The organism is Salipaludibacillus agaradhaerens (assembly GCF_002019735.1).
GTDB lineage: Bacteria > Bacillota > Bacilli > Bacillales > Salisediminibacteriaceae > Salipaludibacillus > Salipaludibacillus agaradhaerens.
The window spans coordinates 3,255,756-3,270,037 of record NZ_KV917378.1; the positions used below are offsets into that span (position 1 = coordinate 3,255,756).

Sequence of the window (14,282 nt, forward strand, 5' to 3'; positions counted from 1 at the left end):
ATGACTGTTTTTGATACTAACTGGGCCTTACTAACACCAGAGATTGCGTTAGGCACACTGGCTCTACTTATATTTACAATTGATTTTATGACCGGAATTCATGGAAGGAAACCTTTTATTGGGCGTCTTTCAGTTTTAAGCTTAATTATCACAGGTGTTTTAGTTGTCATGACTAACCGAACGAGTGGATCAATTGCAGATGTTTTCATCATCGACCCATATGCGATGATATTTAAGCTTATTATTTTAAGCGGTGTCGTCGCTGTCATTCTCATTAGCATGAGTTATTTAGAGAAACATAAAGACGTTTATCAAGGTGAATATTACTCATTAATGTTGTTTTCCGCACTAGGTGGCATGCTCATGGTCTCATCGGCGGACCTTATTACGTTATTTATTGGTCTTGAGATAGTAAGCATCTCCTCCTATTGTTTGGCTGGGTTTAAAAAGCATCATCGTCATTCAAGTGAGGCGGCTATCAAGTACGTCATTCTAGGTGGAACAGCTTCAGCGTTTATTCTGTATGGCATGTCCTTTCTATATGGATTAACAGGATCAACAAGTTTAGTTGAGATCGGGGCATCGATGCCCCAGTTATTTCAAGATTACACTTTCATGATTTATTTAAGCTTTTTCTTCATGTTAGGTGGTTTTGGTTTTAAAATAGCCATGGTACCATTCCATATGTGGGCGCCAGATGTCTATGAAGGAGCACCAACTCCTGTAACAGCTTTCTTGTCAGTCGTTTCAAAGCTAGCTGGCTTTGGACTCGTGTTGAGAGTACTAGTTACAGGCTTTGAAGGGATATATCAGGAATGGGCATTTATTATCGCAACGATGGCAGCCTTAACGATGATTACTGGTAACTTGATCGCACTGCCACAGCGGAATGTTAAGCGATTAATGGCTTATTCAGGAATTGCACAAGCAGGCTATATCCTTGTACCGATTGCAACGATCATTACGAATGTTGGGGTAAACGTATTAATGTTTTATAGTGTGGCCTATCTTTTCATGACAATCGGCGCCTTTGCCATTATTCTCCTTGTCACTGAAGATACTGGCTCTCATGACTTAAACAGTTTTGCCGGGCTGTTTAGTCGCTCTCCGTATATGGCAGTAGCGATGACTGTATTTCTTTTGTCACTTGCAGGAATGCCGTTAACAGCAGGATTTGTAGGTAAGGCTAATATTTTCATCCTTGCTATTTCAGGTGATATGCTCTGGCTGGCAGTTGTGATGATTGTGACCAGTGTTATCTCCTTTGTCTATTATTTTGGGATTATTAAACAAATGTTTATGGTGGAACCGAGAGCGAATGATAAAACATTGTCACCGAGTCTAGGGACAAAGGTAGTTGTGACAGTAGCATTTACATTCACATTAGTACTAGGCTTTTTACCAGGGTGGTTAATGGACATATTTACAGCTTTTGACTGGATGCGTCTTTTATAAGATCGAGGGAAATTGGCGTTGAAACCAATAAGTTCGACACTATCATTACTCGTGTCCGTGTCCAAATCACATGTTTTTTGTAAAGGAATTACAACATAAACATCTTTAGAATAGATAACTGTTTCTTAATTAATATGCATAAACAGAACCATGGTTGCTGTTATAGGATCATGGTTCAATTTATTTATCACAGATAACCGTCCATAAAACGCCTATTGATTGAAAATACGTTATATTAGACGTCTCAACGTTGCCTGTTCATTTGATAAAAAATAGCGGCTTTTTTACATAGATGATTTATTTTTAGTATGTCCCAAAAGATAAAAAAAATGATACTAAATTCGTCAATAACGGTCATAAAACGCTTAAAGATGCCGTATATAAGTGAAGATCGAAGGGTGTCAAAATGAAGCTATTCTTTAAATGAGAGCAAGAAAGACAACACTGTTAAGTTAAGCAAAATAAATAGGTTTGACAGGTTTTATAATGGTGAACTGTAAGAATAGGGGTCCAAACTTAGTCGTTAAAAAACTTCCCAATAATGGCACTTTTAAAAATGATTCTTTTGACCTACTTCTTTTTACAAAGAAAGGGCAAAAAAATTGTGGCATTACCACATCTTTTCAGTTATTATTATCATTGTGCCTGTTTATTAAGTTTTTTCACTTATTCGTTCTTGGAAATACTTACAGGCAAACAATCTGGATTGACTTAGTTAGAAGGGCTTGGAGGACGAGGAAATGATCGATTTACTACCGATGGGACAGCAATCCTTATTTGGGATTATGATAAGTTTGATGGTGCTTACTATCGTTTGGTGGTCGATGCAGTCGTTTAAATTCGACTTGTTTCTCAAAAATCCTGATGGTGTGAAAGCGAAAGTGTTGATGATTTTGGTGACAATAGCATTGACACACATTATCACACGCTTTTTACTGGATTACTTAGAATGGTCAACAAATCTTAGATACCTTTTTTAATACTTATAACTAAGCGTATTATCCAGAAACAAGTCTATCTATTATTTCCAATCAAGAAACACCCAGCAGCTATTGTGTTACTAGCACATTAGCGGATACTTCCATGTATGGCACCACCGTTAAGGGTAACAATGCTATTAAGAGCATTCATTATGTCTAAGCGGTGAAAGATCTGACATTCCCAGAATTAGGATCTGTAGTATAAGGCATACTGGTTCGGTTAAAACGTACTGACAAATCATGACACGAAATGACAAATTTTAGCTTTAAAAATAGTTATTGAAATTAATACAGACACGACGTTCGACTTTAATACGTAAGATGATCTTGCCCGAGACTTTTTCATTGCAGTTATTACCCTTTTGTGCAAAAGACTCCGGCCTATCTTACAGGTAACCATAAATACATTAGGCGGTTTAGGTGTAAAGCCACTCTGCAATTGGCACAGGAATGGTTACTTATGAATATGAATGAAATAAACAATCTGACGCGGAGGGGAATACATTGGAAAAAATCATCGTCCGCGGTGGCAGGCGCTTGAGCGGCACTGTCCGAGTTGAAGGAGCCAAAAACGCTGTTTTGCCAGTCATCGCTGCATCAATTTTAGCCAGCAAAGGTAAGAGTCACATATATGATGTACCAGCCTTAGCTGACGTATACACAATTAACGAAGTTTTACGGAATCTTAATACAAATGTGGAATATGAAGAAAGTGGCCATATCGTCGTGGATGCTGAGAAGGACCTCGCTGTTGAAGCGCCATTTGAGTATGTAAGAAAAATGCGTGCCTCTTTTTTAGTCATGGGACCATTGTTAGCACGTGTAGGGCACGCCCGCATAGCACTTCCGGGAGGCTGTGCTATTGGTTCTCGACCGATTGATCAGCACCTCAAAGGCTTTGAAGCCATGGGAGCAACAGTTGAAATTGGCAACGGCTTTATTGAGGCTAAGGTTGATGGACGTTTATATGGTAATAAAATTTATTTAGACTTTCCAAGCGTAGGGGCTACAGAGAATATTATGATGGCTGCGACTACTGCTCTTGGAACTACTATTATTGAAAATGCAGCAGAAGAGCCAGAAATTGTCTGTTTGGCTAATTATTTAAATGCGATGGGTGCTAAAGTCCGTGGGGCCGGTACAGGGACGATTAAAATTGAAGGTGTGGATGAACTAACAGGTGCAGACCACACGATCATTCCTGATAGAATTGAGGCAGGCACATTTATGGTTGCTGCAGCTATATCAGGCGGTAATGTGCTCATTGAGAATGTAATGACGGAGCACTTACGTCCGCTTATTGCAAAAATGTCGGAAATGGGCGTTATCATTATAGAAGAAGATAATGGTGTACGTGTTATTGGGCCTGAAAAATTAAAAGCGGTAGATGTTAAAACGATGCCTCATCCTGGTTTCCCGACTGATATGCAATCGCAAATTATGGCATTAATGCTGAATGCTGAAGGAACAAGTGTTATTACTGAAACAGTCTTCGAAAATCGATTTATGCATGTTGAGGAATTTCGCCGTATGAACGGTAATGTTAAAATTGAAGGCCGAGCAGCAATTATTAACGGTCCTATGAAGCTTCAAGGGGCTGAAGTGGCTTCTACTGATCTTCGTGCAGGGGCAGCTCTTGTACTTACTGGATTGGTGGCAGACGGCTATACACGAGTAACTGAACTCCAACATATTGATCGAGGATATGTTGATTTTGCAGGAAAATTACGTTCGCTTGGTGCAGATATTGAGCGTATCACAGAAGAGCAAGTAGAGATGGAAAACTTAGAAGCGCCAGCGCCGTTAAAGTTAGATCCTAATTTTGCTTCTTGATCTTATAGTGCACTATTAAAAATCATAAGATGACCCAAGCAGGTCTCCTTTTCCTAAAGGTGACTTGCTTGGGTTTTTAATCGTATAAAAACCTTTAAAGATCGAAATGCGTCTCCTCGGATAAAGGGACGGTTCTATAGATAGGAGGAGTTTTAAACAATGCGTTCATATGAGGATAAGGCCTTAATTGTCCTCTGGCATCTTGGTGGCACAATTAATAAAAGCTAAAACTATCAAATTTTATAAGGGATGTTCTAATCGATCCATAGAGTTCATAGACTAGGAATAAATAGGGGGGAGGATAAGAGCTAATGGATATTTTACATAGTGAAACTACTAAATTGAAGAACAGGAGGAAGAGTAGGTGATAAAGAAGATAATTTTTTCGGCGCTCATTTTTGTTGGAATTGTGTTACTTGTACCTACGTTGCTGGTGACAACGGGTGGGAGTGCTTTGGAAGAGTTTAATGAAGAGCTTCCGGTTGTTGGGAATACTAATAAGAATCTCGATGAGGAGGAGGGGAAGGAAGAATTGTCAAATTCAATTGAGCATATTGAACAAGTGGCAGTGTTTAGAGCCGGGACTGAAGTGATAGAAAATGTTCCTCTGGAAGAATATATTGTTGGTGTTGTGGGGTCGGAAATGCCTGCCTCTTATGAAATAGAAGCATTAAAAGCTCAGGCGTTAACAGCACGGACGTATTTAATTCGACAGCTGTTAGAGGGAGGCGATCTTAATTTGCCAGAGGGGGCCGATGTTACAGATACAGAACTTCATCAAGTTTTTCAAAATGAAGCAGAGTTAGAAGAAGCGTGGGGCGGTGATTTTGATTGGAAAATATCCCGTATTAGACAGGCTGTTTATGAAACAGAGGGGCAGGTCATAACATATGAAGGTGAGCCTATTACAGCAACCTTTTTCTCCACAAGTAATGGTTATACTGAGAATTCTGAAGAGTATTGGGAAAATGAAATACCTTATTTAAGAAGTGTGGAAAGTCCGTGGGACACAGAATCTCCAAGATATAAAGATGAGAGGGAATTTACGATTGACGAAATAGAAACGCTTCTTCAAGTTACCATTCGTGATAAGGATATAGGAGAAATAAGTTCACGTACAACAGGTGGGAGAGTCGCGGAGCTGATTATTGATGGTCATACCTTTTCTGGAAGGGAAATAAGAGAGACGTTAGAGTTAGATTCAAGTGATTTTACTTGGGAGATTAAGGGAGATAAAGTGGTAGTAGAAACACGCGGTTGGGGCCATGGAGTAGGGATGAGTCAATTTGGTGCAGACGGAATGGCGAGAGAAGGCTACTCATATGAAGACATTATTAACTATTATTATAAAGGTGTGACTATTGAGGAAGCAGAGTCTGTTCTCGTTCATCATAAACATACAGATAAACCAGTATAAAGAATGAGGAAACGCATCGCGAATAACAATTGATACTGAAAATAGGTAGATTACTGCTAAATGAGATAAGCTTGACTTTATAAATCTAGGTAAAACGCTACTATCAAATAATGCGTCCTTCAAGTTGAAGTGATAGCTTTAGAGGAAGCATTATCTAGAAGGAAAAATAAATTTTCAAAATAATGTATATATTCTCGGCAATTTGTTCAGAATGGTTGCTGAGGTGGTGATTAAATGAATAATCAAGAAGAAAAACAAGCTTCCAAGTGGGGGCAGTTGCAGGCTAAAATAAAGCGCCTAATGAAAAAACGCTGGGCGTTGCCAGCATTGTATCTCACAATGTCAGCTGTGGTGCTAACGACGTTTTTATGGATGACATCAACATCAGAGAATTTAACAGAAGAAAAAGACTCTCAGTTTAATATAGAGTCTGAACAAAATAATCAACGTTTTAATGTTGCTGAAGATGCAGAAACAAACGAAGAGGCAGTACCAGCCGTTTCCCATGACGAGGTGTTTGAATTACCTGTCTTGGAGGAAAATGAAGTAGCAGTTGTAGGTATTTTTCATGACTTTGACACATCCTTAGAAGATCAAGAGCAAGCGTTCATTCGTTACAACAATTATTTCTATCAAAATAGAGGTATTGATTTAGCGAAAGAAGACGGTGAAACATTTGATGTGGCAGCTGCCATGAGTGGTACAGTTGTAAAAGCTGAAGAAGATGCTCTATTTGGTCAAGTGGTTCATATTGAACATGATGAAGATATTTTGACAATCTATCAAAGTCTTGATGGTGTATCGTTAGAGCCTGGTCAAACGGTTAAACAAGGAGATGTTATCGGGCAAGCTGGTAGAAATCTCTACAATCGCGAGGCAGGCGTCCATGCTCATTTCGAAATTCGTAAAGCAAACGTCCCGGTTAATCCTCTTGACTATCTTGATCAAGGATTGACAGCTTTACCAGACATGTCAGATGAAGACACTGCGAAACAGAAAGAGCCTGAAGAAGTACCTGAAGCAGAAGAGAATAGTTCTGAGGATGAAGATAGGGACGAAAATGGTCAAGAAAATAATCAAGATAATAACGAAGAAAACGGAAATAGCTAATTTCTAGTAAAGTCGAGGAGACCCTCGACTTTTTTTATTGTTAATGAAAAAATGAGAGGCATTTCGACGACCCTCGTTAAGTTACTTATATGACTAAAATACTTAGTTTAATAACATTGTGAGAGAAAATTCTAACATTATAAATGTGTAAAGAAGGTGAGAAATATAAGTGAGGTGGCGAACCCTCATCATGTAGAGACTACCTTAGTAAGGACATGTTATTGATAAAAGTGTACTATGCGTTGATTTTGAACTTGGTCAAGTCCTCTTTGCACCTTTTAGGCATATCTTCCCCATTCGTCTAATAAAATTTAACAAACCTTAGCACAACACAGCAAGAGAAGGTCGGTTCAAACAGGATGAGGGTGGCAGACGAGCGGTAGTGGGTCTATATATGATGATATGTAAGTATATAGATCATGAAATAAAAACGCACGCTGCATAGAAAGCCTCTGTAAATCAGTCGCAAAGATGTTAGTGACTGGTTGCGTTGCTTCCAGCAAAGGCTGTCTTTTTCTTCGTCTTTTTGAACTCCAGAATGATAAGGGAGGCGAGAGATGTGCACGATTACATCAAAGAGAGGACCATCAAGATAGGCAGGTACATCGTAGAGACGAAAAAAACAGTCAGAACGATTGCAAAAGAGTTTGGTGTCTCAAAAAGCACCGTTCATAAAGATTTGACGGAGCGTTTACCAGAAATTAATCCGGACCTTGCTACTCAAGTTAAAACGATTCTAGATTATCACAAATCTATTAGACATTTACGGGGAGGGGAAGCAACGAAAGTTAAATATAAGCAATCGACTGAAAAATTACCAGTACCTGAATCGAAATTGACAAAAATTTAGATAGTAGTTAGTTTGCATAATGACCCTTAAGGAAGCACTTAGTGACAAAGAGTTAAAAACGTAAATCGGCTTCATAAATCATGGCTGTATCGTTATTTTTTTCACTAGAAATGGATGTTTTCTATGGGGCTTGGCTTGTCTTTAACTCATTCTGCCTTTGCAAAGGACAGTCAGAATGAATCTTCAGACGGCGCTCCTTCGCACAGGATTCGACATCTATCGTTTCAATTGTTCATTTCTAATGGTGAACACTTTAATATTAATTTACAATTAAATTCGTTATATTGAGCGTGACATGGCATTATGACATTTATTCATGTTAAGACATGGTAAAAGCAAGTAAGGTGACATAAATCAGGGAGGAAGGCTTTTCGCCAAGATACTAGGCGTTAAGCCACTTCTTCTAAGCAACATTGATAATACAGGGAACAATGTAATAAAAGGGACTATCAATACAAGTAATTTATTAGTGAGTGACTTAGCCATTTTTTAAAATTTGGACTTACATGAAGTTGCTGCCTGCTGCTATCGAATCCCTCTTCTTCCCTACAGGTTGTCTCTTCCTCTTACAAATTCCAATTGCACAAAAAAACGCCAAAATCCGTTACCCTTATGACGACAATTTATGATAAAATATTATAATGGATATGAAAACTCTACATTCTTCATGCTACAACGTTAAATGTAAGTTTGTAGAGTAGCGGCAGAGTAATAGATACAAACAGAACGTTGCATAATTATAATCATATGGATAAATACTCCCGAGCTTGGCTAAATAACTAAATATTCCTTAATGGAACATAAGTTTTAATCTATAAGTTAATTTAAAGAATCTTTTAGCCTATATGTTGTTAGTAACACTTCTTGGAGTACAAACCGTATCTTATGTAATTGTGCTATTCTGAACAGGAATGCCAAACATCAAGACCTATCAGATTACATTAAAGCAACCGTTACTTAGCCTTGTTCACACTATACAATAACTACTCGGGAGGAAAGAAGCATGTTTGGAAGGGATATTGGAATTGATTTAGGTACTGCAAATGTATTGATCCATGTAAAAGGGAGAGGAATTGTATTAAACGAGCCTTCTGTTGTTGCCATTGATACGACTTCAAAAAAAGTTCTTGCTGTGGGAGATGAAGCATTTAAAATGGTTGGAAGGACACCGGGCAATATCGTGGCGATTAGACCACTTAAAGATGGTGTTATTGCTGATTTTGATACGACTGAATCAATGCTTAAACACTTTCTGGACAAAATTAAAGTTAAGGGACTCCTTTCAAAACCAAGAATTCTAATTTGTTGCCCGACTAATATCACGTCAGTGGAGCAAAAGGCCATACGTGAAGCGGCTGAAAAAAGTGGTGGGAAAAATATTTATCTGGAAGAGGAACCTAAAGTTGCAGCTGTAGGAGCTGGGATGGATATCTACCAACCAAGTGGTAATATGGTCGTTGATATTGGTGGGGGTACAACAGATATTGCCGTGCTTTCTATGGGGGACATCGTGACAGCAGCCTCCATTAAAATGGCAGGGGATCGGTTCGATAGTGATATCTTACATTACATTAAAAAGAAGTATAAATTGTTGATTGGTGATAGAACATCTGAAGATATAAAGAAAGAAGTGGGAACTGTGTTCCCTGGAGCGCGAAACGAAACAATCGATATACGAGGAAGAGATATGGTAAGTGGCCTACCACGAACGATCACGATAAACTCAGAAGAAGTTAGATTAGCTATGGAAGAGTCTGTTCAACATATCGTGCAGGCTGCTAAAAACGTTCTTGAGCAAACACCACCAGAACTTTCAGCTGATATCATTGACCGGGGGATCATTATTACTGGTGGAGGAGCCTATTTACATGGTATCGATCAATTATTGTCTGATGAATTGAAGGTACCAGTGCTTATTGCTGAGCAACCAATGGATTGTGTAGCTAATGGGACAGGCCTCCTTTTAGAAAATTTAGACCGAATAAATAAAAATAAAGTGAAATTGTAAAACATTTTAAGGGTGCCTGCCGATATAATGTTAGAGACCAAATTTCTAAAGAGGTGAAGACAATGCTTCGTGGCTTATATGCAGCCGGCTCAGGGATGATTGCCCAACAGAGACGCCAGGAAATGCTTACAAATAATTTATCAAATGTTAATACTCCAGGTTTTAAAGCAGATCAAGCTTCACTAAGAACATTTCCTAATATGCTGATCAATGCGCTTGGTACGGATCACCAACAAGCATTTGGAACAAACCGTGTCGGGGAGCTAGCTACGGGTGTCTATATGCAGGAACAAACACCAAACTTCCGTCAAGGAGATATGCAAGAAACAGGCAATAATACAGATATTGCTCTTCTCCAAGGTCTTGTGCCACAAGACGATGATACAGGTCAAGATGCTCTTCTCGTTTACGAAATTTTAAATAATGATGGCGAGATTAGATATACACGAAATGGTAACTTTACTATAGATGGTCAAGGCTTTTTGACGGACTCACAAGGCCACTACATTCTCGGTGTAGATGGGGACCCGATCAATGTCCAAAATGAAAATATCCGGGTTGAAGCTAACGGACAAATTTTTTCAGATGCTAACGAATTACTTGGTCAAATAAATGTGGCGGTAGTGGCTGACCCATCTCAACTTGTAAAAGAGGGTAACGGCTTTTTGCGATATGATGGTGAAAATGACGTGATAACAGCTGTAGGTAATGCAGCAGTAACATATCAACTGCAACAGGGTTTTATTGAACGCTCAACCGTTGATACAGCACAGACGATGACTGAAATGATGAATACATTGCGGACATTTGAAGCTAACCAAAAAGTTTTACAAGCTTATGATCAAAGTCTTGAGAGAGCTGTAAACAATGTGGGACGATTAGGATAATGGGTAGACATATGAAAGCAGGTGGCCATCAATGAACCAGTCAATGATTAATTCAGCAGTAACAATGGGACAAGTTCAACAGAAACTTAATACAATTGGTCATAATTTAGCCAATGCAAATACAACGGGTTATAAGCAACGTGACACAAGTTTTGCTGACCTTTTGTTTCAGCAAGTGAACAATCAACCAAATGTAGCGCGAGAAATCGGACGGCAAACACCTAATGGCATTCGTGTAGGGTCCGGTGGGGCTGTTGTTCAAACTGCTGTTAGATTTCAGCAAGGGGCGATTCAAGAAACTGGTCGACAGTTAGACGTAGCGTTAACGGAGCCAGGCTACTTCTTTGAATTGGCGCCAACTGAAACTGGTGAACGACGATTTACACGGGATGGCGCTTTTTACTTAAGCCCTAACCCGAATGCCCCTGGGGAAAATAATCTTGTGAACTCAGAAGGTGAGTTTGTGTTGGCGGCTGACGGGAATCCTATATCTATTCCTGGTGGTTTTGAGGAATTTACGATTACTGATAATGGGACGATTCAAATTGCTTTACCTGACGGAACTTTTCAAGATGTGGCCCAATTACAGCTTGTAAATATTACGAAGCCCCAACTTCTCGTCAATCTAGGAGATAATAATTTTACATTCCCAGATTTAGGTGAACTTGGTTTTGGGATTGACGATGTTTTAGAAGAATCTGCTGGAATGGGTGTTTTTCAACAGTCTGCACTTGAAGGATCGAATGTAGACCTGTCAAAAGAAATGACTAATATGCTGGAAGCTCAACGTTTTTATCAATTTAATTCCCAGGCGATTAGCATTACTGATCAAATGATGGGTCTCGTCTCAAATTTACGTTAATTTAATGCAAGTTTTTAATTCCTCACTGGAATCATGGTAAGATAAACATGTAAAACAGAAGTGACGAGGAGCCTGACATGAGTGAAAAGAACGAGCATAATAAGCATTCGAAGCAAAGAACTGAGGATGCTAGCAAAAATGTAGACTTACAACCTAATACTGAACGTACTAGTGCTCCCCGCTCTTGGAAGAAACCAAGGGAGGACGAGGACAATCTATTGAGTCCATCCGAAAATGCACTGAAAAATAACGTTATGTCACAGAGGTCATCGTCACCTCGTAAGAATAACAACCAATCAACAGAAAATGACGTGTACGGTGATGTCACTAACGTGCATCACTCGGTTTATGTTGCCAGTGATGCACCTACTGACATGCCGCCAGAAAGAGAAAGGTTTATTGAACAGACGAACGATTTCCAAGAAAAGCACATTGAAGTAGACGAACTAAATGTTGATGAGACTGAACCAACACAGAAAAAGACTAAAAAACAAAAACGGCGTGAAAAGAAGGGGCGTATTAGGCTTATCCCTATCTGGGTAAGACTCTTAATCATAGTAATTGCTATGGTGATCAGCCTCGTCCTTGGAGCGATGGTAGGCTATTGGTTGGTTGGAGATGGGGGAGCCCCGACAGACGTGCTAAAACCGGAGACATGGTATCATATTTATGATATTATATTTGACGGAACAGATCGACAACGGACTCAGTAATATAGCTATAGACCGAGTGAGTAATGTTATAAGTTACTCACTCGGTCTTTTTGTTGTTTATAGAAGGAATATGATTCGTCCTTGTGAAGGAGAAAAAAATAGCGTACACTAAGAATAGAAATATGACATCTCATATTATGAGGAGGTACTAATTGGTGCTTAATCTTGAAGAAATTAAAGAAATTATTCCTCATCGTTATCCTTTTTTACTTATCGATCGTATTTTAGAAGTGGAAGAAGGAAAAAGAGCTGTAGGAATTAAAAATGTGTCGGCAAACGAAGAGTTTTTTAATGGTCATTTCCCTGACTATGCTGTTATGCCTGGTGTGTTAATCATTGAAGCATTAGCACAAGTAGGCGCTGTGGCCATGTTAAAGAAAGAAGAAAATCGCGGTCGTCTTGCTTTTTTTGCGGGTATTGATGGATGTCGATTTAAAGGGCAAGTCCGGCCAGGGGACCAGCTTCACTTAGAAGTGGAAATGACAAGGTTGCGTGGAAAAATAGGTAAAGGCAAAGCGATAGCTTCTGTGGACGGAAAAACCGTTGCTGAAGCAGAGCTTATGTTTGCTCTTGGTGATAAATAATAAGAAGCACTGTGCATGCTACGTCATGTGACAGTGTTTTTTTCATTAGTATTGGCTTTTCTTGCTTGTTAAAGAGCAGATAAGCTTTTGCTATATTAAGGATTTTGTTTTGACAATGAATTAAGTGATAGACCCTATTTGATCAAAGATAACCGTTCGTAAAACACTTGCGTCAAAAGAGAGAAGAATATAGGCGTGAGCTACCGGGTGCTCAGGTCCTTATTGGTTGGTTATATTTTATACTAAACACATGTGTAAAAACGTTTTGCACTACAGATGGACACTTTCCAGTGACTCGTCTTTAGCTAAATGACGCGACCTCCCTTTTTTCACCCCATTTTATCCAATATCGCTATTTTCTCCGAACGTCACCGTATTTTCTTGCAATTGTTTAACAAACGAGCTGTGATAGAGAATATTTAGCACAGCTCGTTTGTTTGTTCGTATTGGAGGAAATTTAATAATGAAATCCATTAAACAAATACAAGCATTAAACGTGATGGCAAGTTACTTTTAATTAGTAAACACGAAATCTTCAGCGTGTAGATATAAGCGTGAAATTTTGTGACATTGTGTGAAAAGTATGGGAGATTATCTAAATGTAACGGCTTACGTTTGGATTTAATCATAGCGGGAAATAAGGCACATAGAATGAGTGCTAGAAAGTTTAATTAGCACAATCCATATCATTAGGAGGTATTTTCTTATGAAAAAGACATTTATATTAACAATAGTAACCGCAATGTTATCTCTAGGTGTTCTGGTAGGTTGTGGAGATAATGACAATACAGATATTAATAATGGCGGTATGAACGGAGATAATGTGAATGGTATTGATAACAACGGGTTAGATAATAACGGAACTGATAACACGGATGTGGATATAAACGATGATGCCAATCATGGATTAGATGATAATGATGGATTGGATAATAATATGGGAGAAAATGATGGTGGATTTAATAATGATGAGATCAATAATGATACAAACAACGATCTATAAAACGAGCCTTTAATCCACGGGTATTTTCTTTCGACTAAATAGATTAGCTTTCCCCTCTATTTTTAAATGGAGATTTTATGGAAGGTTTTCCGTGATAAAAACGATATTCCAAAGTAAAGACATAACAAAAAAGGAGGGATGTTTACATGAAAAGGAAGTTAATATTGACAGCTTTGACTAGTATGTTTGTAGTGGGTGTTTTAGGAGCTTGTGGGGACATGGAAAATCAGCCTATGAATGATAATGGTGGTTTAGAGAACAACGGGATGAATGACGGAGACATTTAACTAAAACTTTAATCTTTATGAGGAGGAATTTAAAATGAGAAAAAAACTAGTGATGACGGCGTTAACTAGCATACTTGCTTTAGGTGTACTAAGTGCGTGTGGAGATGTGGAAAATGACCCATTGAATGACAATGGTGGGTTTGAAAACAATGGTGTCAATGATGATATGAACACCGATACAGATATGTAATGTTATGAGTGAAAAGTATACGATTCCTTCAATGATAAAAAGAGTGCGAATAAAATCACTTGAAATAACGCATATCTATAAAGAGTGACAGCGTGTTTAATAT

The 14,282-nt window shown here is 38.7% G+C and carries 14 protein-coding genes; all 14 read left to right on the forward strand.

Features of this window, described 5'->3' with window-relative positions:
* The 14 genes from BK581_RS15190 to BK581_RS20175 all read left to right on the forward strand — a co-directional run bounded on the left by BK581_RS15190 (position 1) and on the right by BK581_RS20175 (position 14,179).
* Positions 1–1,455, forward strand: coding sequence for an NADH-quinone oxidoreductase subunit N (locus BK581_RS15190; RefSeq protein WP_078578956.1), 1,455 nt, complete (start codon positions 1–3; stop codon positions 1,453–1,455).
* 740 nt (positions 1,456–2,195) lie between these two features.
* Positions 2,196–2,435 (forward strand): DUF1146 family protein, encoded by a 240-nt coding sequence (locus BK581_RS15195; RefSeq protein ID WP_078578957.1) that lies wholly within the window; start codon positions 2,196–2,198, stop codon positions 2,433–2,435.
* Positions 2,436–2,939: 504 nt separating this feature from the next.
* Positions 2,940–4,268 carry a UDP-N-acetylglucosamine 1-carboxyvinyltransferase gene (gene murA / locus BK581_RS15200; protein WP_078578958.1) on the forward strand — a complete coding sequence of 443 codons (1,329 nt, stop codon included), beginning with the start codon at positions 2,940–2,942 and terminating at the stop codon, positions 4,266–4,268.
* Positions 4,269–4,632: 364 nt separating this feature from the next.
* Positions 4,633–5,685, forward strand: coding sequence for a stage II sporulation protein D (gene spoIID / locus BK581_RS15205; protein ID WP_322788440.1), 1,053 nt, complete (start codon positions 4,633–4,635; stop codon positions 5,683–5,685).
* 234 nt (positions 5,686–5,919) lie between these two features.
* Positions 5,920–6,795 (forward strand): M23 family metallopeptidase, encoded by an 876-nt coding sequence (locus BK581_RS15210; RefSeq protein ID WP_078578959.1) that lies wholly within the window; start codon positions 5,920–5,922, stop codon positions 6,793–6,795.
* A 559-nt stretch (positions 6,796–7,354) separates the two neighbouring features.
* Positions 7,355–7,645, forward strand: a complete 291-nt coding sequence (gene spoIIID / locus BK581_RS15215) for a sporulation transcriptional regulator SpoIIID (protein WP_095995560.1) — start codon at positions 7,355–7,357, stop codon at positions 7,643–7,645.
* 1,003 nt (positions 7,646–8,648) lie between these two features.
* Entirely contained in the window at positions 8,649–9,653 is a 1,005-nt protein-coding gene (gene mreB / locus BK581_RS15220) for a rod shape-determining protein (protein ID WP_078578960.1), read from the forward strand.
* Between the two features lie 62 nt (positions 9,654–9,715).
* Positions 9,716–10,540: a flagellar hook-basal body protein gene (locus BK581_RS15225; RefSeq protein ID WP_078578961.1), complete on the forward strand. Its 825-nt coding sequence runs from the start codon at positions 9,716–9,718 to the stop codon at positions 10,538–10,540.
* A 31-nt stretch (positions 10,541–10,571) separates the two neighbouring features.
* On the forward strand, positions 10,572–11,402 hold the full coding sequence (locus tag BK581_RS15230) for a flagellar hook-basal body protein (protein ID WP_078578962.1): 831 nt from the start codon (positions 10,572–10,574) through the stop codon (positions 11,400–11,402).
* 77 nt (positions 11,403–11,479) lie between these two features.
* The gene (locus BK581_RS20360; protein WP_245829075.1) at positions 11,480–12,115 is read left to right on the forward strand and encodes a DNA-directed RNA polymerase subunit beta; all 636 of its coding nucleotides are present in this window, start codon (positions 11,480–11,482) and stop codon (positions 12,113–12,115) included.
* A 155-nt stretch (positions 12,116–12,270) separates the two neighbouring features.
* Positions 12,271–12,699: a 3-hydroxyacyl-ACP dehydratase FabZ gene (gene fabZ, locus BK581_RS15240; RefSeq protein ID WP_078578963.1), complete on the forward strand. Its 429-nt coding sequence runs from the start codon at positions 12,271–12,273 to the stop codon at positions 12,697–12,699.
* Positions 12,700–13,405: 706 nt separating this feature from the next.
* Positions 13,406–13,702 carry a hypothetical protein gene (locus tag BK581_RS15245; protein ID WP_078578964.1) on the forward strand — a complete coding sequence of 99 codons (297 nt, stop codon included), beginning with the start codon at positions 13,406–13,408 and terminating at the stop codon, positions 13,700–13,702.
* A gap of 146 nt (positions 13,703–13,848) precedes the next feature.
* On the forward strand, positions 13,849–13,989 hold the full coding sequence (locus BK581_RS20170; protein ID WP_169837730.1) for a hypothetical protein: 141 nt from the start codon (positions 13,849–13,851) through the stop codon (positions 13,987–13,989).
* Positions 13,990–14,023: 34 nt separating this feature from the next.
* On the forward strand, positions 14,024–14,179 hold the full coding sequence (locus BK581_RS20175; protein ID WP_169837732.1) for a hypothetical protein: 156 nt from the start codon (positions 14,024–14,026) through the stop codon (positions 14,177–14,179).
* Positions 14,180–14,282 lie beyond the last annotated feature (103 nt).

What these genes read in the sequence shown, in the direction of transcription:
- BK581_RS15190 (WP_078578956.1), top strand. Translation starts at nt 1, where the DNA reads ATGACTGTTTTTGATACTAACTGGGCCTTACTAACACCAGAGATTGCG.
- BK581_RS15195 (WP_078578957.1), top strand. Translation starts at nt 2,196, where the DNA reads ATGATCGATTTACTACCGATGGGACAGCAATCCTTATTTGGGATTATG.
- BK581_RS15210 (WP_078578959.1), top strand. Translation starts at nt 5,920, where the DNA reads ATGAATAATCAAGAAGAAAAACAAGCTTCCAAGTGGGGGCAGTTGCAG.
- mreB (WP_078578960.1), top strand. Translation starts at nt 8,649, where the DNA reads ATGTTTGGAAGGGATATTGGAATTGATTTAGGTACTGCAAATGTATTG.
- BK581_RS15225 (WP_078578961.1), top strand. Translation starts at nt 9,716, where the DNA reads ATGCTTCGTGGCTTATATGCAGCCGGCTCAGGGATGATTGCCCAACAG.
- BK581_RS15230 (WP_078578962.1), top strand. Translation starts at nt 10,572, where the DNA reads ATGAACCAGTCAATGATTAATTCAGCAGTAACAATGGGACAAGTTCAA.
- BK581_RS20360 (WP_245829075.1), top strand. Translation starts at nt 11,480, where the DNA reads ATGAGTGAAAAGAACGAGCATAATAAGCATTCGAAGCAAAGAACTGAG.
- BK581_RS15245 (WP_078578964.1), top strand. Translation starts at nt 13,406, where the DNA reads ATGAAAAAGACATTTATATTAACAATAGTAACCGCAATGTTATCTCTA.
- BK581_RS20170 (WP_169837730.1), top strand. Translation starts at nt 13,849, where the DNA reads ATGAAAAGGAAGTTAATATTGACAGCTTTGACTAGTATGTTTGTAGTG.
- BK581_RS20175 (WP_169837732.1), top strand. Translation starts at nt 14,024, where the DNA reads ATGAGAAAAAAACTAGTGATGACGGCGTTAACTAGCATACTTGCTTTA.